Source organism: Paramicrobacterium agarici (assembly GCF_002563955.1).
In the GTDB taxonomy this organism is placed as follows: domain Bacteria; phylum Actinomycetota; class Actinomycetes; order Actinomycetales; family Microbacteriaceae; genus Paramicrobacterium; species Paramicrobacterium agarici.
The window spans coordinates 1,725,289-1,747,536 of sequence record NZ_PDJE01000001.1; the positions used below are offsets into that span (position 1 = coordinate 1,725,289).

Below are 22,248 nucleotides of genomic sequence, written 5' to 3' on the forward strand. Positions count from 1 at the left end.
CGGCGCGAAGAGTTCTCGCGGAATTCATGCGGAGGCGTCGCGGCGATACTGAACATCGATCGTGTAATCGGCGAAGCCCAGTGATCGGTACAGGCGCATTGCTCGCTCATTGTCGCCGTCGACGTACAGAGCCGCCACACGGCATCCTCTCGTCTTCATGTGCGCCAGTCCCGCTTGCGTCAGGGAACGGCCGAGGCCCTTTCCCGCGCGTTCGGAATCGACACCCAGAACGTAGATCTCGCCGATGTCTCCCGTGATCTTGAGCCAGTTGTAGCCGATCAGCTCGCCGGTCTCCGAACGCGCGACGAGCACGTCATCGGCGCGAAACCACGGCTCAGCCATGCGCGCCTCAAGGTCGGCGAGCGTGATGCGGCCCTGCTCGGGATGGTCGGCGAACACCCGGGCGTTCAACTGTACCCACGCACGAGAGTCGCGTTCCGGCTCGAAGCGCTCGAACTCCGCGACGTCGTGGTTCACGTCGTCGAGAGGGCGCCTGAGCTGGTAGAGGGTGCGAATACGCGACAGATGAGCGGATGCTGCAAGCCGCGCAGCCGCCGGGTGATCGCCGTGCGCCCACGTGAGCACGTCGCCGTCGTACCGGGCAAGCAGCTCCTTCAGGGCCGCGCCGCCGCGCCCGGAACCGCGGTACGCCGGTGCGATCACGAATTCGAACTCTGCAGGGTCGTCGGGACGAGCGATGGCAACGCCCGTCACCGTGCCGTCATCGTCAACGATCTCGAGAAACCGCCGCTGCCCCGAACGGGCCTCGACGATCGACTGATCGCTGAACGGCGGCTGCCCGTCAGCGGCCTCGGCGTCGGCGACGATTCGCTCGAACCTCTCGCTCTGGTCGCGCAGGTCACTTTGTCGCAGCATCCGTCATCTCTCCGTCCGACGCATTGAACCGGTAGCCGACGTTGCGCACTGTGCCGATCAGCTGCTCCATGTCACCGAGCTTGGCGCGAAGGCGCCGCACGTGCACGTCGACCGTACGGCTTCCACCGTAGTAGTCATAGCCCCACACCTCGCTCAGCAGCTGCTCACGAGTGAACACGCGCGTGGGGTTCGCGGCGAGGAACCGCAGCAGCTCGAACTCCTTGAAGGTCAGGTCGAGCGGCCGGCCCTGCACCCGCGCCGCGTAGCTCGCCTCGTCGATCACGAGCCCCGACGTCGAGATGACCGTTGTCTCCTCCTCGGGCGCCGCGCGGCCGAGGGCCAGGCGAATGCGCGCATCGAGCTCGGCCGGCCCGGCCGTCGTCAGCACCACGTCGGCGATGCCCCACTCGTGCGACACGGCGGCGAGGCCGCCTTCTGTGAGCGCGACGAAGACGGGCGCGGCGTTTCCCGTGCTGCGCAGAATCGCGCAAAGGGCCTTCGCCTGGGCGAGGTCGCGCTGACCGTCGACGATCACGATGTCGGACGGGGGAGCGTTCACGAGTTCCGCGGGAGATGCAGCGACCCGGCGCACCGTGTGTGCGAGCAGATCGAGCGCGGTCAATGAGCCCGACGTGTCGGGCGTGAGAACGAGCACGTGTGCCAAGAGGGGGCCTTCCCGTGTGTGTTTCCAGTGTAGAGCGATGCCCGCCCGGCGAGTTGCGGCACAATGGAACAGTGACTGATCAGACCGCTCTCGCCCGCAGCCCAGCGCTCGTCGGCCAGATTGTCGTGTGGTCGCTCACCCTCGTGCTGGCGGTGCTTGCGGCGATCTTCGCGCCCGAGGGCTTCCGGTTCACGTGGCTTGCGCTCGTGTGCAGCATCGGGGTGATCGCCGCGTTCGTTCGCGAACTCTCGACGCACACTCAGAACGGCTTCATCATTCGGGTGGCTGTGCTGTGCACGGGCAGCTTTCTCATTGTCTCGATCGTCGCGGGCGTTGCAGGCCTTGCCGAGCTGCTGACCTACTAGACTTGGGGCATGGACCTCGTAGCTCTTGAACTCTTCTTCGTCGGTCTGCTCGGCCTGGCGAGCCTCGCCATCGTGTGGACCGCCGGCGTCGTGTGCTGGAACCTCTTCCGCGGCCAGAGGTAAGGGGCAGCGCCGTGCGTGAGATTCCGGCTGACCTCCCTTCAGAGATCGTGCCGCTGTCGTGGCTGCTCGGCGTCTGGGAAGGCACCGGCGTCATCGACTATCCGATCGGCGACGAGAAGGTGTCGCGAGAGTTCGGCCAGCGCGTCTCGTTCAGCCACGACGGCCTGTCGTATCTGAACTACTCGTCGTTCACGTGGCTTGTGGGCGAGGGCGAAGACGAAGATGAACCCCTCACGGCCGAAACCGGGTACTGGCGTCTCGAGCGGCCACGGCAAGACGGCGACGTCGGTCCGGGGATGCTGCCCGCGCGCGGTCCCGCGCCATTCTCCGACGTCGACGCCGTGGAATCCCTGCGCCGCCCGTCGGGCGGTTTTCCGCTCGAGGTCGCGATCGTGCACCCCGACGGCGTCTCGGAGCTGTACCTCGGCGAGGTCAACGGACCCCGCATCGACATCGGGACGGATGCTGTCATGCGCAGCGCGGGTGCCAAGAACTACAGCGCGGCGACGCGCATGTACGGCCTCGTCGACGGGCATCTGCTGTGGGCGTGGGACATCGCCGCTCTGGGCCAGGAGCTGCGCTCGCACGCGTCAGCGCGACTGGCCAAGGTGGATTGATGTCCGCTTCTCCGTTCCTCTCCCTTTCCGGGGCGATCGAGCTTCCCGGACTGAACGACCGAGGCGTCCCCTCTCACTACGGTTCGCCCAACATCGAGCAGCGCGCTCTCGAACGCGGTCAGGCGATCGTCGACCTGTCCAATCGCGCCGTCATCTCGATTACAGGCCCCGATCGCCGCAGCTGGGTGCACTCGCTCGCGAGCCAGAGTGTCGCGGACCTCGCCCCCGGCGTCAGCACCGAGGCGCTGTTCCTCGGGCCTCAGGGCCGGCTCGAGCACGCCGTCGGCATCGTCGACGACGGTGAGACGCTCTGGATGCTGTCGGAGCCCGAGAGCGCGAGCGCGCTGATCGACTGGCTCACGCGCATGGTTTTCACGCTTCGCGTCGAGGTTGCCGACCGCACGGAGGAGTACGCGCGCATCGGCCTCGTCGGCGACGCCATCGACGTGGAGGCTGCAGCGCCCTCCGGCATCCCCCTGAGCTGGAACGACCCCTGGGGCAGCGTTCTTCCGGGAGGGTGGCAGTATGCCGAGGGCGATCACCCGAGTGTCGACTGGACCTGGCGCGAGGTACTCGTCGATCGCGCATCGCTTTCGGCGCTCGCCGACCGCGTGCGCTCGGGCGAGTTGCGCGCGGCGGGATCGCTCGCGGCCGAGGCTCTGCGTGTCGCAGCGTGGCGTCCGCGGCAGGCGGCAGAGGTCGATGAGAAGACCATTCCGCACGAGCTCGACTGGCTGCGCACGGCCGTGCATCTGCACAAGGGGTGCTACCGCGGCCAGGAGACCGTTGCAAAGGTGCACAATCTCGGTCGGCCTCCGCGACGGCTCGTCATGCTGCACCTCGATGGCAGCGAGTCCGTTCTTCCCGAGCACGGCGCAACGGTTCTCGCCCCGAAAGGCGATGACGAGCGCGAGGTGGGACACATCACGACCGCGGTCATGCACCACGAGCTCGGCCCGGTCGCTCTCGCGGTGATCAAGCGCGCCGTGCCCGACGATCTCGAACTGGTCGTGCTGCACGGCGAGACGCGCATCGCCGCGGCCCAAGAGATCATCGTGCCGCCTGGAGCCGGCGCTACCGCCGAGGTGCCTCGGCTGCCCCGGCTGGGAGTTCGCACGCGCCCCGGCCGATAGCGCTCGGCTGCGCAGCCTGAGCGCCGTGCCCCTATGCTGGAAGCATGTCTGAGCCTTACACCCTCATCCTTCTCCGTCACGGAAACAGCGAGTGGAACAAGAAGAACCTGTTCACCGGATGGGTCGACGTTCGACTCAGTGAGCAGGGCGTCGAGGAGGCGACGCGCGCCGGCGAGCTGATCGCCGAGTCCGGCCTCGCTCCCGACGTGCTGTACACATCCGTACTGACGCGTGCCATCCAGACGGCGAACATCGCTCTCGACCGTGCCGACCGCGCCTGGCTTCCCGTGAAGCGCTCCTGGCGCCTCAACGAACGTCACTATGGCGCGCTGCAGGGCAAAGACAAGGCACAGACGCTCGAGGAGTTCGGCGAGGAGCAGTTCATGACGTGGCGCCGCTCGTTCGACGTTCCGCCGCCCCCCATCGCCGAAGACGCCGAGTACTCGCAGGCCAATGACGAGCGTTACAAGGGCATTGACGGCGAGGTTCCCAGCACCGAGTGCCTCAAGGACGTCATCGAGCGCTTCCTGCCCTACTGGGAGTCCGACATCACCGTCGACCTCGCCGCGGGCAAGACCGTGCTCGTGACCGCGCACGGCAACTCGCTGCGCGCTCTCGTGAAGCACCTCGACGGCATCAGCGACGACGACATCGCGGGCCTCAACATTCCGACGGGCATTCCGCTCGTCTACAAGCTCGACGAGAACTTCTCGCCGGTCGAGCCGAGCTACTATCTCGATCCTGACGCTGCAGCGGCCGGCGCCGCCGCTGTCGCGTCGCAGGGTAAGAAGTAGCACCGGCAACCGGTTAACGAGCGAGTGCGATGCCGAGAGGCATCGCACTCGCTCGTTAAGCGTCGAACCTCACGCGCTCGTCTCTGTGTCGTCCGCTCCGCTCCAGTCGCCCGTCGCGAGGTACTGGACCTTCTTCGCGATTGACACCGCGTGGTCGGCGAAACGCTCGTGGTAGCGCGAGGCGAGCGTTGCATCGATCGTCGCTTCTGCCTCGCCCTTCCACCGCTCGCTCAGCAGCTTGTCGAAAACGCCCGCGTGCAGCTCATCGACGCGGTCGTCTTCGTCACGGATCTCATTGGCGATGAGCGGGTCCTGCGTCTTCAGCAGAACCACAAGCTTCTGCGCGATCTCGACATCGACCCGGCCCATCTCGGTGAACGTCGACTTGAGCCCCTTGGGGATCGCCCGCTCGGGAAACCTGTACCGCGCGAGCTGGGCGATGTGCTCGGCCATGTCGCCCATGCGCTCGAGCGATGAGCTGATGCGCAATGCGCTCACGACGATGCGCAGATCACGCGCAACGGGCTGCTGCAGGGCAAGGATGCTGATGGCGAGCTCATCGAGCTCAACGGTCTTCTCGTCAATGCGGTTGTCGTTCTCGATGACACCTTCGGCCACGGCGACGTCGGTCTTCGCGAAAGCTGTCACCGCGTTCGTAATCGAGTCCTCGACGAGCTCGGCGATCTCGACGAGACGCTCCTGCAGCTCGCGGAGCTCCTGCTGAAAAACATCGCGCATGGGCGGATCGGTCCTTTCGATCTGAAGACGGCTGACGTCGACACTCAGGGTGCCCCGCGAAGGTTAACGAATGGTGCCCTCCAGCTGAACACTTCGCCAAAACGCCTGGTCGCGGGGGTTGCCTGTCGGAAACCGAATGACGGTTCCCTCTAACCTAGTGCTATGGATGCAACCTGGGTTGTGCTGCTGGCGCTCGTGCTCGGCATGTCCATGGGAGCCGGGCTCAGCGTCTTTATCTTCTCAGCCGTCAAACGCGGTGAGCAGGCGCAGAAGGTGATCAATCCGACCGTTCCGGACGGCGTCGACCAGATTCTCGGCGTTCTTGAGAGCATCGGCATCGTGCTCGACGCGTCAGACAACGTGCTCAAGGCGTCACAGGGCGCGCTCGCGCTCGGAATCGTGCGTGCCGAGCGCATCGTCGTGCCCGACGTGCAGACGATCGCCGACGAGGTGCGCCGCACCGGGGAGCCGCAGACCAGGCGAGTCACGCTCGAAGGTGCGAGATCGGGCGAGATCACGCGCATTCTCTCCGTGAGGGCTGCCCCTCTCGGCACACGGTACGTCGTCGTGCTCGCGAACGACCTGACCGAATCGATCAGGCTCGATGAGGTCAGGCGGGACTTCATCGCGAACATCAGTCACGAGCTGAAAACGCCGATCGGCGCCATCAGCGTGCTCACGGAGGCGATCGCGAGCGCCGTCGACGATCCCGTGCAGGTGCGGCGGTTCGCCGAGAAGATGACGACGGAGGCGGACAGACTTGCGGCGCTCACGGCCGACATCATCAACCTGTCGAAGCTGCAGGCGAACCAGGCTCTGCACATGCCTGAGCTCGTGCGCATCGACGACGTGATCGACCGGGCGATCGAGAGCAACGCCGTCGTCGCAGGCGCGCGCAATGTCGTCATCGCGCGAGGCGAGCCGAGCGAACTCACGGTGTACGGCGAAGATCCGCTGCTTACTATGGCCCTGCAGAATCTCGTGTCGAACGCTGTGCAGTATTCGCCGGACAAGTCGCGGGTCGGCGTCGGCGCGCGCCTCGTCGACGATGTCGTGGAGATCAGCGTCACCGATCAGGGGGTGGGCATTCCCAAAGAAGACCATGATCGCGTGTTCGAACGGTTCTACCGTCTCGACGGCGCCCGCTCACGCAACACGGGGGGCACGGGGCTGGGTCTCGCAATCGTCAAACACACCGCCCAGAACCACGGGGGAGATGTGACCGTCTGGTCACGCCCGGGGCAAGGATCGACGTTCACTCTCAAGCTTCCCGTCGCCACCGGCGACGATCACGTCACCCCGATACCGGCCGCACGGCTCGAGAGGACACAGATATGACCCGCATCCTGCTCGTCGAAGACGAAGTCGCCCTGAGCGACCCGCTCGCCTTTCTTCTCGAGCGCGAAGGGTACGACGTGACGATCGCGGAAGACGGGAAGGCCGCGATCGATGAGTGGGAGCGAGACGAAGCCGATCTCGTGCTTCTCGATCTCATGCTGCCGAAGGTGCCGGGAACCGAGGTGTGCCGGCGCATTCGCACCACTTCGACGGTGCCGATCATCATGCTCACCGCGAAGGACACAGAGGTCGATATCGTCGTGGGGCTCGAACTCGGCGCCGATGACTACGTGACCAAGCCGTACAAGACCCGCGAACTTCTCGCCCGGGTGCGGGCGGCGCTGCGCCGCCGTGACTCTGACGAGCCAGGCCAAGACGACACCGTGCTCGACGCGGGTGACGTGCGCATGGACCTCGACAGGCACACGGTTACCGTGCGCGGCGAAGAGATCTCGATGCCTCTGCGGGAGTTCGACGTTCTCGAGTTCCTCATGCGCAATGCGGGACGCGTGCTGACACGCGGTCAGCTCATCGACCGGGTGTGGGGAAGCGACTACTTCGGCGATACGAAGACGCTCGATGTGCACATCAAGCGCATTCGGTCGCGCATCGAGAAAGACCCGTCGAACCCCGTGATGGTCGTCACCGTGCGCGGGCTCGGCTATCGGTTCGAGGACTGAGGAGCGCCACGGACGAGATGAGGGCGGATGCTGGAAGCATCCGCCCTCATCTCATCTCTGCGCTACTGGGCCTCGGGCGTGGGAACGAGAGTGCTGTATTCCTCCAGCTCGCCGGTGTACACGGGCACATCGAGCGTGACACCGGTCTCGGTTCCGTACTGGAAGAACACCTCTGTCGTTGATCCGACCTGCACCGTCAGCGGATCGATAACGATGTTCTCGTACTCGTCGTCGCGTTCGGCGTCGGCGCTGAACGTGAACACTTCGTCGGCTTCGATCATGACGTCTGTCGAGGTGCCGTCGGCGAACTCGACCGTCACGCTGTGCGAGCTCGTGCCGTTGTTGATGAGCGTGACGACGAGGTGCCCGACGGCACCGTCTTCGCCGGCGATGATGAGCGCATTGCGAACATCAACATCACCAACAGAGCCGCTGACGCCGTCACTTGCGTCGTAGCGGATCGTCGTAGCCTGCGAGGCGAGGAGCCCGCATCCACTCGTGCCGAGCGCGACGGCTGCGGCCAGAACGACGATTGCGGCAAAACGCGATCTCACAGAAAGCCTCCAGATGATGGGCGCAGGTCGTCTCGCACGCGTTCCGTGCGCTGCGCAGTCTCAGTCGATTTTAGCCTAGCTTGTCGGCCGCCCAGCACAGAGTAAGGCGAACCTTACAGTATGCCCCCTGTGGTATCCTAGATAGTGCTGAAGGGATGCTTATCGATGCTTTTTGAGGTTGGCGAAACCGTCGTATACCCGCACCATGGAGCCGCGACAATCGCGGAAGTGAAGACTCGGGTGATCAAGGGCGAAGAGAAACTCTACCTGAAGCTGCACGTGACACAGGGCGACCTGACCATCGAGGTTCCGGCTGAGAACGTCGACCTCGTGGGTGTTCGCGATGTCATCGGACAAGAGGGGCTCGACAAGGTGTTCGAGGTGCTTCGTGCGCCGTTCACCGAGGAGCCGACCAACTGGTCGCGCCGCTACAAGGCGAACCTCGAGAAGCTTGCGTCCGGCGACGTCATCAAGGTCAGCGAAGTCGTTCGCGACCTGTGGCGCCGTGATCAAGACCGTGGCCTCTCTGCCGGAGAGAAGCGGATGCTTGCGAAGGCACGGCAGATTCTGGTTTCAGAGCTCGCTCTCGCCGAGAAGACAGACGAGGCGAAGGCCGAGGGGATGCTCGACGAGGTCCTCGCGTCATAGCCTGTCAGAACAACACGAACGAACGGCCCGGAAACGGGCCGTTCGTTCGTGTTTAACACCGATTACGCTCGTGCATATGAGTGATTGCCCACGCACCGCCGTGATCGTCGTGGCTGCCGGACGCGGAACCCGGCTTAGAGCAGCCGGCCCGAAGGCGCTTGTCGATGTCGCCGGGAGGCCGATTCTGCAGCACGCGCTCGACGGCGTCTTCCGCATGCGCGAACCCGCTCAGGTCATCGTCGTCGCTCCGCCCGGGCGCCGCGACGATGCCGAGCGCATCGCCAGAGCGTGCGCGGGAGCAGCATCCGACTACGTCAGCGTCGTCGAGGGCGCCGACACGCGTCAGGGATCCGTGGCGGCAGGCCTTGCCCGCGTCGAGGATGGGGTCGATGTCGTCCTCGTGCACGACGCCGCCCGGGCGCTGACGCCGACCGAGCAGCTGGACGCCGTTGCCGACGCGGTTCGTGAGAGGGGAACGGGCATCGTGCCTGCCCTGCCCGTTGCCGACACGATCAAGCGCATCACCGGGTCGGCTGTGATCGAGAGCACGATCGACCGCGATCCGCTTCGAGCCGTGCAGACTCCGCAGGGTTTCCCGCGCGCGCTGCTCGACGCCGCCTACGCTGCGGCGACGGAGCCTCTTACGGACGACGCGGCTCTCGTGACGGCAATCGGGGGCGAGGTTGCGACGATCGCCGGGCACGAGAGTGCCTTCAAGATCACAACCCCGTGGGATTTGCGCAGAGCAGAGCTGCTCGTCGACGCAGCCCCTGCGCTCCGCACGGGCCTCGGCGTCGACGTGCACGCGTTCGATGAGGACCGTGAGCTCTGGCTCGCGGGTCTGCACTGGCCCGGTGAGCCCGGTCTCGCGGGCCACAGCGACGGCGACGCCGTGAGCCATGCGGTCACCGACGCGGTGCTCTCCGCGGCAGGACTCGGCGACATCGGCGGGCTCTTCGGAACCGACGACCCGCAGTATGAGAACGCTCGGGGAGACGTGTTCGTCGCCGCCGCCGTGCAGCGGGCGACAGCATCCGGGTTTCGCATTGTCAGCGTCACCGCGCAGATCATCGGAACCCGTCCGCGGTTCGCAGGTCGACGTGACGAGGCCGAATCCGAGATGCGACGCATGCTGGGCGCACCCGTGAGCCTGACGGCGACGACAACAGACGGGCTGGGCTTCACGGGCCGCGGAGAGGGAATCTGCGTGATCGCCACGGCGCTGCTCACCGCGCAATCACCCCTCCGGCACCATTAGGCTTGATCCGTGGCATTGAGACTGTACGACACAAAGACGCAGGACCTGCGCGACTTCACACCCTTGACTCCGGGCGAAGTGGGAATGTACGTCTGCGGGCCGACGGTGCAGTCATCGCCGCACATCGGGCACCTGCGTTCTGCGCTCGTGTACGACATTCTGCGCCGGTGGCTCACCTATCGTGGCCTGCGCGTAACCATGGTGCGCAATGTCACCGATATCGACGACAAGGTGCTTGTCAACGCGGCAGAAGACGAGCACTGGTGGGCGCTGGCGTACCGCATGGAGCTGGAGTTCAGCGAGGGCTATCGCGCGCTCGGCATTCTGCCCCCGACGTACGAGCCGCGGGCGACCGCCAATATTCAGCAGATGCACGAGCTCATCGAGCGACTCATCGCGGCAGGGCACGCCTACGCTGCAGCAGACGAATCAGGCGACGTCTACTTCGATGTCCGCTCCTGGCAGCCGTATGGCGAGCTGACTCGGCAGGACCTCGACAACATGGAGGATGCCGAAGACGCGGACCCGCGCGGAAAGCGCGACCCTCGCGATTTCGCCCTGTGGAAGGGGCACAAGCCGGGTGAGCCCGAATCCGCCAGCTGGGCGAGTCCCTGGGGTCCGGGGCGGCCCGGATGGCACATCGAGTGCTCAGCGATGGCTCGCCGCTATCTCGGCGAAACCTTCGACATCCACGGAGGAGGGCTCGACTTGCGCTTCCCTCACCACGAGAACGAACTCGCGCAGTCGACGGCGGCGGGCGATGGTTTTGCCCGGTTTTGGGTGCACAATGGTCTCGTCTCGATCGACGGCCAGAAGATGTCGAAGTCGCTCGGCAATTCGGTCTACGCCTCGGAGCTGCTGGCGTCAGCATCCCCCCTCGTCGTGCGCTATTACCTGGGTCAGGCCCACTATCGGTCGACCATTGACTATCACGACGGATCGTTGGCGGAGGCCGAAGCCGCTCTCGAGCGAATCACGGGCTTTCTCGAGCGCGCATCGCGGCGCCTCTCGGGGACGCGGTTCTCCGCCGCGGCCGAGGTGACGATTCCGGATGAGTTCGCCGAGGCGATGGACGACGACCTCGGGGTTCCGCAGGCGCTCGCCGTGCTGCACGACACCGTGCGGGCGGGCAACGCCGCGATCGACTCAGACGATCTGCTCGCAGCGGCCTCCGCGCTCGGCGCCGTGACGGCGATGACCGACGTGTTGGGAATCAATCCAGGTGCAGCCCCCTGGAACGGGACAGACGACGTGGCGCATGAGGCGACGCTGGCGCGTCTGATCGATGCACTCGTCGATCAGCGACAGTCCGCTCGCGCGGAACGAGATTTCGCGAGAGCGGATCGCATCAGGGATCTTCTGACCGCGAGCGGGATCACAATCGAAGACACCCCGACAGGGGCGCATTGGAGTATCGATGGCTAGCAAGGGACGACCGGGAGCGAGCAAGGGCAAGAAGGGCCCCACAAAGGGCTCGGGCGGGCTCGGGCGCAAGGCTCTCGAAGGCCGCGGACCGACACCGAAGGCGGAAGATCGCACATACCATCCCGCGGGCAAGCGCAAGGCGGCTCGCGAGCGCTTGGAGAACGCGAGGGGAGGGCGTGCGCCTCAGGGCAGGCAGCAGCGGCCTCAGCCGAAGCGTGCGGCGTCCGACGACGTCGAGACCGTAACGGGGCGCAACTCGGTGCTCGAGGCGCTCCGCACGCGGATTCCCGCGACGACGCTGTACATCGCGACGCGCATCGAGATGGACGACCGGGTCAAGGAGATCCTGTCGATCGCGACGGGGAAGGGAATTCCCGTACTCGAGGTGACGCGACCGGAGCTCGATCGCATGGGTGGCTATGACTCCGTGCACCAGGGCGTCGCGATCACCGTTCCCGCCTACAGCTACGCCCACCCGGGCGAACTCTTCGACCGCGCCGTGGCCTCGTCATCGCAGCCGCTTCTCGTCGCGCTCGATGGCATCACCGACCCGCGCAATCTCGGTGCGATCATCCGCTCGGCGGCGGCCTTCGGCAGTCACGGCGTGATCATTCCACAACGGCGCTCTGCCGGTGTCACGGCTGCGGCATGGAAGACCTCGGCCGGTGCTGCTGCACGGCTTCCCGTCGCGCGCGCGGCAAATCTCACTCAAGCGCTCAAGGACATGAAGAAGCAGGGCGCGTTCGTCGTCGGGCTCGATGGCGACGGCGATATGAATCTGCACGCGTTCGATCTCGCCGACCGGCCTCTGGTGGTCGTCGTCGGGAGCGAGGGCAAAGGTTTGTCACGACTCGTCGCCGAGACGTGCGATGCGATTGTCTCGATTCCGATCTCGGCAGCGACGGAATCGCTCAACGCCGGCATCGCGGCATCCGTGACGCTCTACGAGATCGCGAAACGGCGCGGCGAGGAGACCCGCTAGACCCTGTCGCGCCAATCGCCGTCGTCATCGTCGACGATGTCGATCGCGGAGGTGAGCGCGCCCGTCGGCGGGTTGATCATGGTCGCCTCGTCGCGGCGGTGCCTCAGCACCGTGTTGATGTAGGACGTGAGTGCCTCGGCGAGGGGGACGTCTCGCTGCTCGGTCTGCGACAGCATCCATCGGTGCTCGAGAAGCTGGTGGAAGACCTCTGCCGGCTCAAGTTTTCCGCGCAGCTCACGCGGAATCGCGCGCACCACGGGCTCGAACACCCGAATCAGCCACTCGTGCGCGACGACCTCTTCGTCGTCGTCCTGCTTGCCGGTCGTTGCCCGATAGGAGTCGAGGTCGTTGAGGAGTCGACGTGCCTGGTTCTCGCCGGTGTCGAGGCCGGTCAGGCGAATGAGGCGGCGCTGATGATGTCCCGCATCCACGACCTTCGGCTGAATGCGCACTTGGCTGCCGCTCGCGTCTGTCTTGATGGCGAGTTCTTCGATGTCGAAGCCGAGCGCGTTGAGGCGTTGCACGCGTTCGTTGATGCGGTACCGCTCGTTCGACGCGAACTGCTCCGTTCCCGTGAGCTCGCGCCAGAGGGAGCGGTATGCATCGACGATGCCGTTCGAGACGGCGACGGGGTCGAGCTCCTCATCGGTGCGGCCGCCTGCCGAGAGATCCATGAGCTCGCCGGCGATGTTGACGCGCGCGATTTCGAGATCGTTCTCGCGTTGTCCGTTCGAGAGGCCGCCTTCGTAGAGTTTTCCCGTCTCGGCATCGACGAGGTACGCGGCGAAAGCACCGGCATCGCGGCGGAACAGCGTGTTCGACAGCGAGACGTCGCCCCAGAAGAAGCCGGCGATGTGCAGGCGAACGAGCAGCACGGCGAGGGCGTCGACGAGACGTGTCGCCGTGTCGGGCCTCAGCTGCTGGCTGAAAAGCGCCCGGTATGGGAGCGAGAAGCGCAAGTGACGTGTGATGAGCACGGGGAGCAGGTCGTCGCCGTCGGCCGACTGTCGTCCGGTGATCACGGCGACGGGATCGACGCACGGGATGTCGAGCCGCTGCAGTGTGCGCAGCATCTCGTATTCGCCCTTCGCCATGTCGAGAGTCGTCTCTTTCACGGCGATGACGTAGCCCGAGAGGTTGGCAAAGCGCACAAGGTGACGGGAGATCCCCTTGGGAAGCGATGCGATGTTCTCAGATGGCCAGTCCTCGAGGGGGAGTGCCCAGGGCAGATCGAGAAGGGCGGGGTCGACCGTTGCCGACGTGATATTCAGAGAGGCGCTCATGCGTTAATGTGAGTGCCGGTCGGCGGATGCTGGTGCATCCGCCGACCGGCACACGAGATCGTCAGTCGCTGATGACTGCCTTGTTGCCGAGACGCTCGCCCGACTCCTGGCTGAACACGTGAACGTGGTGAGCGGTCGGCGCGATGTAGACCTTGTCGCCCGCGTTCGGGTGAATGCGTCCGTCAACGCGCGCGACGATGTCCTGACGCTGACCGTCGACCTCTGCGTGGCCGTACAGGTAGCCGTCCGCACCGAGCTCCTCGACGAGGTCGACGTTGATCTCGAGGCCGTCGCCCGGGTTGTTCGACACGACGATGTCCTCGGGGCGAACGCCGATCGTGACGTCTGCGCTCGTCGCCTCGTTGAGCACCTCGCGCTCGACGGGAACCACGGCGGCACCGAACTGCACGCCGCCATCGACGACGCGGCTCGTGAGCAGGTTCATCGCGGGTGATCCGATGAAGCCGGCGACGAAGACGTTCGATGGCTTCTCGTAGAGGTCGCGCGGCGTGCCGACCTGCTGCAGCAGACCATCCTTCAGCACGGCGATGCGGTCGCCCATGGTGAGTGCCTCGGTCTGGTCGTGCGTGACGTAGACGGTCGTGACGCCGAGGCGGCGCTGAAGCGACGCGATCTGGGTGCGCGTCTGAACGCGCAGCTTGGCGTCGAGGTTCGACAGCGGCTCGTCCATGAGGAACACCTGCGGCTGGCGGACGATTGCGCGGCCCATGGCGACACGCTGACGCTGACCACCCGAGAGGGCCTTCGGCTTGCGGTTGAGGTAGTCCTCGAGGTCGAGCAGCTTCGCCGCCTCCTGAACGCGCTCGGCGCGCTCGGCCTTGTTCACGCCGGCGATCTTGAGAGCGAAGCCCATGTTCTCGGCAACGGTCATGTGCGGGTAGAGGGCGTAGTTCTGAAAGACCATCGCGATGTCGCGATCTTTCGGGGGAATGTCGGTGACGTCACGGTCGCCGATCATGATGCGCCCCTCGTTGACCTCTTCAAGGCCGGCGAGCATGCGCAGCGACGTGGACTTACCGCAACCAGACGGTCCGACAAGGACGAGGAACTCCCCATCGGCGATGTCGAGGTCGAGCTGGTCGACTGCGGGGCGGGTACCACCGGGGTAGACACGGGTGGCCTTGTCGAAAGTTACCGACGACATGTGTTGTTTCTCCTTCACCGGCAGGTACGTGCCGGACGATCCGAGTGACGGAGCAGGGCATTGCAGCCCCGCAACGCGGCATCGTCACCGCGTTAACACATCAGTATTGCACGAACTGAGATGTGCTCGTGAACGCGAGTCGGCAAACCGGGCGGTTTGGGCTTTTCACAGCGCCGAGCACTACCATCGGATGGTATTTGGCGCGGCCACCCGGCAGCAGCATGACCGCGCAGCATCCCGACATTCTTCGAGCGAGGTTCAATGGCCGGCGACGGTGAGACGAACAAGGCGAGCAAACGGACCCACGTGCGCGAGAAGGCGCGCCAGCTCCGTGAGACGCAGCGCAAGCGCGACTTGCGCAACCGCGTGCTCCTGCAGGGTGGCATCGGAGTGCTCGTGATCGCCGCCATCGTCGCCGTCGTCATGATCGTCGTCTCGTCGATCAAGCCCGAGACGCCCGGCCCGAAGAACATGGCAAGCGACGGAATCGTCATCGGACAAGACCTCGTCGCCCAGACGTCTCCCGCGCTCGCTGCTGGGGCTTCGCCGGTTCCCGCCACGTCAGAGCCCGGCGTGGCGCACATTCGCGTCTACGTCGATTACCTCTGCCCGTGGTGCGGTCAGTTCGAGCGAACGAACGTCGAGCAGATCGAGGGGTGGCTCAACTCGGGAGCCGCCGTTCTCGAGGTTCATCCGATCGCCGTGCTGACGAGCAAGTCGCAGGGGACCGAGTACTCGCTGCGTGCGGCGAATGCCGCCGCGTGCGTCGCGAACAGCTCGCCCGACTCCTTCTTCGCATTCAACCGGGCGCTCTTCGAGAACCAGCCCGAAGAGGGAACATCCGGCCTCACCGACGACCAGCTGGTGAAACTCGCCTCGAAGGCGGGAGCGTCATCGATCGCCGATTGCGTCGAGGAGCAGACGTTCGCGTCGTGGGTCCAGGCTGCGACAGAGCGCGCCGTGAGCGGACCGCTGCCGGGCACCGAGGTTGAACGTGTCGAGGCGACGCCGACCGTGCTCGTGAACGGACTGCAGTACAAGGGCTCGCTCACAGACGAAGAGGAATTTCACGCGTTCGTGATCGCGACGAATAGCGAGACGCTGGCCACCACGACTCCCTCGCCGTCGGTCTCGCCCACGGACGAGCCTGCCGATGAGAAGTGACGTTCGCATCCGCATCTGACTGCCCCTATGATGGGTAGGTCCCGCCGCCTTAGCTCAGTTGGTAGAGCACTTGACTTGTAATCATGTGGTCGCGAGTTCGATTCTCGCAGGCGGCTCCAAAATGAGGCCCGGCTTCCCAAGGGAAGATCGGGCCTCGCTGCGATTCTGCCATGCTCAGCTGCCTGGGGGAGCGGGCCACGTGACGGGCTCTGCGCCCCATTCCGCGAGGGATTCGGGAGCGGGGAAGCCCAGGTCGTAGTACAGCTGGGGAGCGGAGACATCTCCGAAGTCGTCGAGCTTCGCTCTGATGCCCGTCGGGCTGACTTCGGCGAGGCGCACGCGGATGCTGTGCCCCGAATCGAGGGTCAGCCGGTAGGGCTCGGCGAGGTATCCGATTCCCCGCTCATCAAGCGTCTCTTCCGCCGTGAGCCAGTCGACCGGTTCCGTCACGTGCCGCCCCAGCAGATCGATCGCGATGAAGCCATCGCCGTCGGGCAGCATCCAGCCCACTCGCTCCCCGTCGGGGCGGCGGTGCTCAACCCAGGCGGAACGGTCAGTCATCGACAGTCTCCAGAAATCTTGCCGGGTCAAGAGGGGTGGCGGCGCGCGTGCCGGCCTCGGGCACGCCGCCGACGTAGAGCCACCCGAGAAGGTATTCGTGGTCGCTCAGCGCGTGCATGCGGTGCACGGGCTCAGAACGCACGAAGCTGCCCGTTCTCCACATCGAGCCCCAGCCCGAGTCGGCGAGCAGAAGATTCAGCATGTGGGCAACACCGGATGCTGTCGCCTCCTGCTCCCATGCGGGCACTTTCTTGCTCTCTCGCGGGCTCACGACGATCGCGATGAGCAGCGGCGCGCGCAAGGGCTTCGACGACGACTTGTCGTCGCCCGCAGCATCCGCCAACGCCCGCCCGAGGCGCTCGCGCGCTCGTCCGCGCAACTCGATCAGCCGCCACGGCTCAAGCCCGCTGTGATCGGCGACGCGACCCGCGGCAGCCACGAGTCGCAGCAGCTCGTCATGGCTCGGTGCCTCGTCGGTGACCTTCGACGACGAGCGCCTCGCAGCGACTCGGTCGACGAGGTCTGTCACGACTCTGGTGTGAACGAGAGCGAAATGGAGTTCATGCAGTAGCGATCACCGGTCGGCGTGCCGAAACCGTCGTCGAAGACGTGCCCCAGGTGAGAATCGCACGCGGCACAGCGCACCTCGGTGCGAACCATGCCGAGACTGCGGTCCTCGAGGAGCGTGATGGCTTCGGGGCGAACAGACTCGTAGAAACTCGGCCATCCGCACGCGGAGTCGAACTTGGTGCCGCTCTTGAAGAGCTCTGCGCCGCAGGCCGCGCAGTTGTACACGCCTGAGCGCGACTCGTCGAGGAGTTCTCCCGTCCACGGGCGCTCGGTTGCCGCCTCGCGGAGAACCGCGTACTGCTCGGGCGAAAGCTCGGCACGCCACTGCTCGTCTGTCTTGGTCTGCTTCTCGGTCATGCGTGCTCCTGAACGTCGAAAAATGGATGCTCTTAAACGTTAAGCCGCGCGAGTCCCGGAATGTTCCTGTGTTTCACACCGCGCTCTCACTCATGACCCGGGAAACTAGGATGGCGACAGAAGGGGAGAGATGGCGCCAGACGGGCACACTGAGCACGCAGCCAGCAGCGCTGGCGGTGAGTTGAGCGTGCGCGACAAGGCGATTCTCGACTTCGAGCGCCAATGGTGGAAGCACGCTGGCACCAAAGAGCAGGCCATCAGGCAGCGCTTCGACGTGTCGTCCGCGCGCTATTACCAGCTTCTGGCCGCGCTCATCCGGCGCCCTGAGGCACTCGTGTACGATCCGATGCTGGTGAAACGTCTGCTTCGGGTGCGTGACCAGCGGTCGGCTGCTCGACGCAGACGAACGTCGTCGGACCAGTAGCCACGGCCGACTTTCGAACGAAGGAAGACTCCACCGCATGGGCAGTTCGTACCCCAGAGACCGATTCGACGATGTTCCGCGCTCATCGCGAGTCGGCGCGCACCGCGCACCGGGCAGGCGCGGCTGGCACGGATTTCTCTGGGCAGCTCTCGCGACCATCGTGCTGATCGCACTGGGGATCTTCGGGCTGAGCCTCGCGACAGACCGGCTCAACCTGGATCAAGTGCTTCCCGGAACGGGAGAGACAAGTTCGGCGCCGCCGACATCGACGCCGACTCCCACACCGACGGCAGAGCCGACGATCGACCCGGAAGCGCTTATTCAGGTGCTGAATGGCACAACGACCTCTGGACTTGCCGGCGAGGCGAAGACGCGGCTGGGAGAGAGCGGATGGACGGCGTCGAACATCACCGCAAGCAACGCGAGTGACAATAGTCTCGAAAAGTCCGTCGTCTACTACGACGATGACTCGCTCGAAGCGGCGGCACGAGGCGTCGCGCAATTACTGGGCGTCGAGGCCGTGGAGTATTCAACGGAGTTCAGCGTGGGAGAGATTCCGCAGATCGTCGTCGTACTCGGCGCCGATTACGCGCCCGAGGGCTGAGTGCCTGCCGTTATGCCGACGGCGAAACGAATCGCATCGACGTAGCTTGCACTCGACGGGGCTGAGTGCCAGAATTGCCATTAGCACTCCCAGTCGTGGAGTGCTAAGAACGTTCATTCACGTCCGGGAGGGACGAAACTCACGATGGCAAAGATCATTGCTTTTGACGAAGAGGCCCGCCGCGGCCTCGAGCGTGGCCTGAACACGCTCGCCGACGCAGTCAAGGTGACCCTTGGGCCGCGCGGCCGCAACGTCGTCCTCGAGAAGAAGTGGGGCGCCCCCACCATCACCAACGATGGTGTGTCGATCGCCAAGGAGATCGAGCTCGACGAGCCGTACGAGAAGATCGGTGCAGAGCTGGTCAAGGAAGTCGCCAAGAAGACGGATGACGTCGCAGGCGACGGAACCACCACGTCGGTTGTTCTGGCTCAGGCACTCGTGCGCGAGGGACTGCGCAACGTCGCAGCGGGCGCCGACCCGATCGCGCTGAAGCGCGGCATCGAGAAGGCCGTTGGCGCCGTCTCGGACGAACTGCTCGCCGCAGCCAAGGAGATCGAGACCAAGGACGAGATCGCCGCAACGGCTTCGATCTCTGCCGCTGACGCGCAGATCGGCGAGATCATCGCCGAGGCCATCGACAAGGTGGGCAAGGAAGGCGTCGTCACTGTCGAGGAGTCGAACACGTTCGGCACCGAGCTGGAGCTCACCGAGGGCATGCGCTTCGACAAGGGCTACCTCTCGGGCTACTTCGTGACGGACCAGGACCGCCAGGAGGCTGTCTTCGAGGACCCGTACGTCCTCATCGTCAACTCGAAGATCTCGAACATCAAGGATCTGCTGCCCGTCGTCGACCAGGTCATCCAGGCCGGCAAGCAGCTGCTCATCATCGCTGAAGACGTCGAGGGCGAAGCTCTTGCGACGCTCGTGCTCAACAAGATCCGCGGTATCTTCAAGTCTGTCGCCGTCAAGGCACCGGGCTTCGGTGACCGCCGCAAGGCTCAGCTGCAGGACATCGCGATCCTCACGGGCGGACAGGTCGTCTCCGAAGAGGTCGGTCTCAAGCTCGAGAACGTCACGCTCGATCTGCTCGGTCGCGCCCGCAAGGTCGTTGTCACGAAGGACGAGACGACGATCGTCGAGGGCGGTGGCGAGGCCGACGCCATTGCCGGACGTGTCGCTCAGATCCGCAAGGAGATCGAGAACACCGACAGCGACTACGACCGCGAGAAGCTGCAGGAGCGTCTTGCGAAGCTTGCTGGCGGCGTCGCCGTCATCAAGGCCGGTGCCGCGACGGAGGTTGAGCTCAAGGAGCGCAAGCACCGCATCGAGGACGCCGTCCGCAACGCGAAGGCCGCCGTCGAAGAGGGCATCGTCGCCGGTGGTGGCGTTGCGCTCATCCAGGCGGGCAAGACTGCCTTCGGCAAGCTCTCGCTCGAGGGCGACGAGGCAACCGGTGCGAACATCGTCAAGGTCGCTGTCGACGCTCCGCTTAAGCAGATCGCCACGAACGCGGGCCTCGAGCCCGGCGTCGTCGCCGAGAAGGTTCGCGGGCTCGAGGTCGGCTACGGCCTCAACGCGGCAACCGGCGAGTACGAGGACATGCTTCAGTCCGGTATCGCTGACCCGGTGAAGGTCACGCGCTCGGCTCTGCTGAACGCAGGCTCGATCGCCGGTCTGTTCCTCACCACGGAGGCCGTCGTCGCGGACAAGCCTGAAAAGGCTGCCCCGGCTGCTCCGGCCGACCCGACCGGTGGCATGGACTTCTAAAGTCTGACGCGAGAAACACAATGGGCGCCCCCGCGGGGGCGCCCATTGTGTTTCTCACCGTCCGAACATTCCGGTGTTCTGCAGTTCGACGTCGGCGTACTGCGAGCCCGCCTGTGCGAGCGCCGTGTTCAGTTCGTTGATGGACTCCTCGACGCGCGCCTGCGTCGTCCGCCAGTCATGGGCTGCCGCGGTGAACGCACTCGCGGCTTGACCTGTCCACTGGGACTGCAGGTTCTGAATCTGACCCATCAAGGTGTTCACATCCGCTCGTAGCTGCTCCGTAATGCCGCGGATGCTTGCGCTGGCGGCCTGAACGGCCTCGCTGTCGACCGTGTACTTGCTCATCGTGGCTCCTCTCGTCTGATGTGGTTCGACGGTACAGACGAAGACGGCGGTGCCGAGCGGAGCGCAGCTCGACTGTGGATGAACGGGCGTGCAGCGTCGCCTGTGGACGACGGTCAGCTCTCGGTCGCTGACGGCGATTCGGAGACGGTTGAGGCGAGGGGAAGCCGAATGCGGAAGGTCGCGCCACCGCCGGGAGTCTCATTGACGTCGACACTGCCGTTGTGCGCGGCAACGATCGACGACACGATCGCGAGGCCGAGTCCGCTTCCGCCCGTCTCGCGCGTGCGAGACGAGTCGGCGCGCCAGAATCGCTGGAAGATCTTCTCTCGAATCGGTTCGGGCACACCCTCCCCGTGGTCGATCACGGCGACGGTGGCCATTCCCGTGAGCGGGTTGGCCGAGACGCCCACTTCGATGGGACTTCCATCGGGAGTGAAGCGCATGGCGTTTCCCATGAGATTGGCGATCACCTGACGAATCTTGTTCTCTTCACCCATCACAATGGCCGGAACCGTCGGGATCGACGACGTGATGTGCGTGACCGGCTTCGACGCTTCCTGAGAAGGCGCGGTCTCTGCTCCCTTGCGCGGACGGCGGCCCCTCAGCCGAGCAAACGTCGCTCCAGCGAGGGCGATCGGTCCCGTGTTGCCTCCCGAGCCGTTCGGGCGGGTCACGGCACGGGGTTCGGGCTCGGGCGAGGTGGCCGGCTGCTCGGGAGCGAGCGACGCGCTGTCGGGCGGCGTATCGATGACGAACGATACCGGGCGTCCTGGGTAGGAGGCGCGGGCATCCATGACAGCATCCTTCGCGAGAGGCGTGAGATCGATGCGTGTCAGTTCGCGCGGTCGTGCCTCGTCGAGGCGCGCGAGTTCGAGAAGGTCCTGCACCATGCCGCTCATGCGCACGGCTTCCTTCTCGATGCGCTCCATCGCCTGCGCGACGTCCTCGGGCTTCTCGAGAGCGCCCATGCGGTACAGCTCCGCGTATCCGCGGACCGTGACGAGGGGAGTGCGCAGCTCGTGGCTCGCGTCGCCGACGAAGCGACGCATCTGCTCGATGGTCTGTGCCCGGTCTTTGAACGCGCGGTCGATGCGGTTGAGCATGGTGTTGAGCGAGCGGTTCAACCGGCCGACTTCGGTGTTGGGCGTCATGTGCGTCAGGCGCTGGCTGAAGTCGCCGCCCGCGATGTGCGCGGCCGTCGTCTCGGCCTCGCGAAGCGGGTGCAGCGTATTCGTCACCAGCACGCGGGTGATGAGTGCGCCCAGCACGATGACGCCGAGGCCAAGGCCGAAGAAGATCGTGAGGTAGGTGGCGACGACGCTATCTGGGCCGCGCATCGAGCGTGCGATGAAGACAACGCCGTTCGTCCCGCGATCGTCCATGGCGTCTGAGACGACGGTGACGGCCTGAAACTCCGAGCCGATGACGTTCGTCACGGCGCGCGGGTACGTCGAGATGGCGTTCGCGACGCTGATGGTTCCCTCTGCCGGACGCGGGAGCAGCCTGCTCTCCCGGTCATCCCAGTTGTGATCGATGAGGGTGCCGTCGGCATCGTAGAGCGCGATGTAGTACTCGTTCGTCTCTCGCACGTGCCGCGCTCCTTCGTCATCGACGTCGATATAGCGCGAGATGTCGCCCGTGGCGAAGGCGACGAGCTCAGCCTTCGCCTGTTCGATGAGCGCCTGCTTCAGAATGATGACCGTGCCGGCACCGGTGACGAGCAAGCCGAACGTCAGCACGATCACCGTGACGCCGGTGATCTTGCTGCGCAGCGTGATCGAGTTCCACCAGTCGGCTATGGCCTTCATACAAC

Annotated in this window: 25 protein-coding genes and 1 tRNA gene; 15 read left to right on the plus strand and 11 right to left on the minus strand. The window is 65.3% G+C overall.

Annotation, left to right across the window (positions count from 1 at the left end; translation table 11 throughout):
* Positions 1 to 24 precede the first annotated feature (24 nt).
* A complete protein-coding gene (gene mshD / locus ATJ78_RS08465; protein WP_098407193.1) occupies positions 25 to 876 on the minus strand; it encodes a mycothiol synthase in 852 nt (283 codons plus the stop codon).
* The gene (locus tag ATJ78_RS08470) at positions 860 to 1,540 is read right to left on the minus strand and encodes a winged helix-turn-helix transcriptional regulator (protein WP_098407194.1); all 681 of its coding nucleotides are present in this window, start codon (positions 1,538 to 1,540) and stop codon (positions 860 to 862) included. Before ATJ78_RS08470 ends, mshD begins: the two co-directional genes overlap by 17 nt.
* Positions 1,541 to 1,611: 71 nt before the next feature.
* On the opposite strand from ATJ78_RS08470, the gene ATJ78_RS08475 reads away from it, so the two are divergent.
* The 4 genes from ATJ78_RS08475 (at position 1,612) to ATJ78_RS08490 (ending at position 4,572) form a co-directional block, all read left to right on the plus strand.
* The gene (locus tag ATJ78_RS08475; protein WP_098407195.1) at positions 1,612 to 1,905 is read left to right on the plus strand and encodes a hypothetical protein; all 294 of its coding nucleotides are present in this window, start codon (positions 1,612 to 1,614) and stop codon (positions 1,903 to 1,905) included.
* A 134-nt stretch (positions 1,906 to 2,039) separates the two neighbouring features.
* Positions 2,040 to 2,645 carry a heme-binding beta-barrel domain-containing protein gene (locus ATJ78_RS08480; protein WP_098407196.1) on the plus strand — a complete coding sequence of 202 codons (606 nt, stop codon included), beginning with the start codon at positions 2,040 to 2,042 and terminating at the stop codon, positions 2,643 to 2,645.
* Complete coding sequence (gene ygfZ, locus ATJ78_RS08485) at positions 2,645 to 3,778, plus strand: CAF17-like 4Fe-4S cluster assembly/insertion protein YgfZ (protein ID WP_098407197.1); 1,134 nt, start codon at positions 2,645 to 2,647, stop codon at positions 3,776 to 3,778. Before ATJ78_RS08480 ends, ygfZ begins: the two co-directional genes overlap by 1 nt.
* 44 nt (positions 3,779 to 3,822) lie before the next feature.
* Positions 3,823 to 4,572: a phosphoglyceromutase gene (locus ATJ78_RS08490; RefSeq protein WP_098407198.1), complete on the plus strand. Its 750-nt coding sequence runs from the start codon at positions 3,823 to 3,825 to the stop codon at positions 4,570 to 4,572.
* Between the two features lie 69 nt (positions 4,573 to 4,641).
* Here ATJ78_RS08490 and phoU read toward each other — a convergent pair whose 3' ends face one another.
* Positions 4,642 to 5,310: a phosphate signaling complex protein PhoU gene (phoU, locus tag ATJ78_RS08495; protein WP_098407199.1), complete on the minus strand. Its 669-nt coding sequence runs from the start codon at positions 5,308 to 5,310 to the stop codon at positions 4,642 to 4,644.
* A gap of 162 nt (positions 5,311 to 5,472) precedes the next feature.
* Between phoU and ATJ78_RS08500 the strand changes: the two genes are divergently transcribed.
* Together ATJ78_RS08500 and ATJ78_RS08505 are read left to right on the plus strand one after the other, a co-directional pair.
* Positions 5,473 to 6,648 (plus strand): sensor histidine kinase, encoded by a 1,176-nt coding sequence (locus ATJ78_RS08500; protein ID WP_098407200.1) that lies wholly within the window; start codon positions 5,473 to 5,475, stop codon positions 6,646 to 6,648.
* The gene (locus ATJ78_RS08505) at positions 6,645 to 7,328 is read left to right on the plus strand and encodes a response regulator transcription factor (protein WP_098407201.1); all 684 of its coding nucleotides are present in this window, start codon (positions 6,645 to 6,647) and stop codon (positions 7,326 to 7,328) included. Before ATJ78_RS08500 ends, ATJ78_RS08505 begins: the two co-directional genes overlap by 4 nt.
* A gap of 62 nt (positions 7,329 to 7,390) precedes the next feature.
* On the opposite strand, the gene ATJ78_RS08510 is transcribed toward ATJ78_RS08505, so the two are convergent.
* Positions 7,391 to 7,882, minus strand: a complete 492-nt coding sequence (locus ATJ78_RS08510; protein ID WP_098407202.1) for a hypothetical protein — start codon at positions 7,880 to 7,882, stop codon at positions 7,391 to 7,393.
* A gap of 165 nt (positions 7,883 to 8,047) precedes the next feature.
* Here ATJ78_RS08510 and ATJ78_RS08515 point away from each other — a divergent pair, with 165 nt between their 5' ends.
* From ATJ78_RS08515 to rlmB, 4 genes are all read left to right on the plus strand, one after another.
* Positions 8,048 to 8,530 carry a CarD family transcriptional regulator gene (locus ATJ78_RS08515; RefSeq protein WP_098407203.1) on the plus strand — a complete coding sequence of 161 codons (483 nt, stop codon included), beginning with the start codon at positions 8,048 to 8,050 and terminating at the stop codon, positions 8,528 to 8,530.
* Positions 8,531 to 8,606: 76 nt separating this feature from the next.
* On the plus strand, positions 8,607 to 9,788 hold the full coding sequence (gene ispD, locus ATJ78_RS08520; RefSeq protein ID WP_098407204.1) for a 2-C-methyl-D-erythritol 4-phosphate cytidylyltransferase: 1,182 nt from the start codon (positions 8,607 to 8,609) through the stop codon (positions 9,786 to 9,788).
* A 9-nt stretch (positions 9,789 to 9,797) separates the two neighbouring features.
* Complete coding sequence (gene cysS / locus ATJ78_RS08525; protein ID WP_098407205.1) at positions 9,798 to 11,213, plus strand: cysteine--tRNA ligase; 1,416 nt, start codon at positions 9,798 to 9,800, stop codon at positions 11,211 to 11,213.
* Positions 11,206 to 12,195: a 23S rRNA (guanosine(2251)-2'-O)-methyltransferase RlmB gene (rlmB, locus tag ATJ78_RS08530; protein WP_098407206.1), complete on the plus strand. Its 990-nt coding sequence runs from the start codon at positions 11,206 to 11,208 to the stop codon at positions 12,193 to 12,195. The genes cysS and rlmB overlap by 8 nt, the downstream gene beginning before the upstream one ends.
* On the opposite strand, the gene ATJ78_RS08535 is transcribed toward rlmB, so the two are convergent.
* On the minus strand, positions 12,192 to 13,478 hold the full coding sequence (locus tag ATJ78_RS08535) for a DUF4032 domain-containing protein (RefSeq protein ID WP_098407207.1): 1,287 nt from the start codon (positions 13,476 to 13,478) through the stop codon (positions 12,192 to 12,194). The genes rlmB and ATJ78_RS08535 overlap by 4 nt on opposite strands.
* 61 nt (positions 13,479 to 13,539) lie before the next feature.
* A complete protein-coding gene (locus tag ATJ78_RS08540) occupies positions 13,540 to 14,643 on the minus strand; it encodes an ABC transporter ATP-binding protein (RefSeq protein WP_098407208.1) in 1,104 nt (367 codons plus the stop codon).
* Between the two features lie 261 nt (positions 14,644 to 14,904).
* On the opposite strand from ATJ78_RS08540, the gene ATJ78_RS08545 reads away from it, so the two are divergent.
* Complete coding sequence (locus ATJ78_RS08545) at positions 14,905 to 15,807, plus strand: DsbA family protein (protein WP_098407209.1); 903 nt, start codon at positions 14,905 to 14,907, stop codon at positions 15,805 to 15,807.
* Between the two features lie 43 nt (positions 15,808 to 15,850).
* Positions 15,851 to 15,926: transfer RNA gene (locus ATJ78_RS08550), tRNA-Thr, on the plus strand.
* A gap of 55 nt (positions 15,927 to 15,981) precedes the next feature.
* On the opposite strand, the gene ATJ78_RS08555 is transcribed toward ATJ78_RS08550, so the two are convergent.
* From ATJ78_RS08555 to msrB, 3 genes are read right to left on the minus strand one after another with little or no spacing between them, the layout of a single operon-like run.
* On the minus strand, positions 15,982 to 16,368 hold the full coding sequence (locus tag ATJ78_RS08555) for a hypothetical protein (RefSeq protein WP_098407210.1): 387 nt from the start codon (positions 16,366 to 16,368) through the stop codon (positions 15,982 to 15,984).
* On the minus strand, positions 16,361 to 16,897 hold the full coding sequence (locus ATJ78_RS08560; protein ID WP_098407211.1) for a nitroreductase family protein: 537 nt from the start codon (positions 16,895 to 16,897) through the stop codon (positions 16,361 to 16,363). The genes ATJ78_RS08555 and ATJ78_RS08560 overlap by 8 nt, the downstream gene beginning before the upstream one ends.
* Complete coding sequence (gene msrB, locus ATJ78_RS08565; protein ID WP_098407212.1) at positions 16,894 to 17,295, minus strand: peptide-methionine (R)-S-oxide reductase MsrB; 402 nt, start codon at positions 17,293 to 17,295, stop codon at positions 16,894 to 16,896. Before msrB ends, ATJ78_RS08560 begins: the two co-directional genes overlap by 4 nt.
* Positions 17,296 to 17,425: 130 nt before the next feature.
* Between msrB and ATJ78_RS08570 the strand changes: the two genes are divergently transcribed.
* From ATJ78_RS08570 to groL, 3 genes are all read left to right on the plus strand, one after another.
* Positions 17,426 to 17,719: a DUF3263 domain-containing protein gene (locus ATJ78_RS08570; RefSeq protein WP_098407213.1), complete on the plus strand. Its 294-nt coding sequence runs from the start codon at positions 17,426 to 17,428 to the stop codon at positions 17,717 to 17,719.
* A 37-nt stretch (positions 17,720 to 17,756) separates the two neighbouring features.
* The gene (locus ATJ78_RS08575) at positions 17,757 to 18,323 is read left to right on the plus strand and encodes a LytR C-terminal domain-containing protein (RefSeq protein ID WP_098407214.1); all 567 of its coding nucleotides are present in this window, start codon (positions 17,757 to 17,759) and stop codon (positions 18,321 to 18,323) included.
* 144 nt (positions 18,324 to 18,467) lie between these two features.
* Complete coding sequence (groL, locus tag ATJ78_RS08580) at positions 18,468 to 20,090, plus strand: chaperonin GroEL (protein ID WP_098407215.1); 1,623 nt, start codon at positions 18,468 to 18,470, stop codon at positions 20,088 to 20,090.
* Positions 20,091 to 20,144: 54 nt separating this feature from the next.
* Here the strand turns inward: groL and ATJ78_RS08585 are convergent, their stop codons facing one another.
* Positions 20,145 to 20,435: a WXG100 family type VII secretion target gene (locus ATJ78_RS08585; protein WP_098407216.1), complete on the minus strand. Its 291-nt coding sequence runs from the start codon at positions 20,433 to 20,435 to the stop codon at positions 20,145 to 20,147.
* Between the two features lie 113 nt (positions 20,436 to 20,548).
* A complete protein-coding gene (locus tag ATJ78_RS08590) occupies positions 20,549 to 22,243 on the minus strand; it encodes a sensor histidine kinase (protein WP_098407217.1) in 1,695 nt (564 codons plus the stop codon).
* Between the last annotated feature and the right edge of the window lie 5 nt (positions 22,244 to 22,248).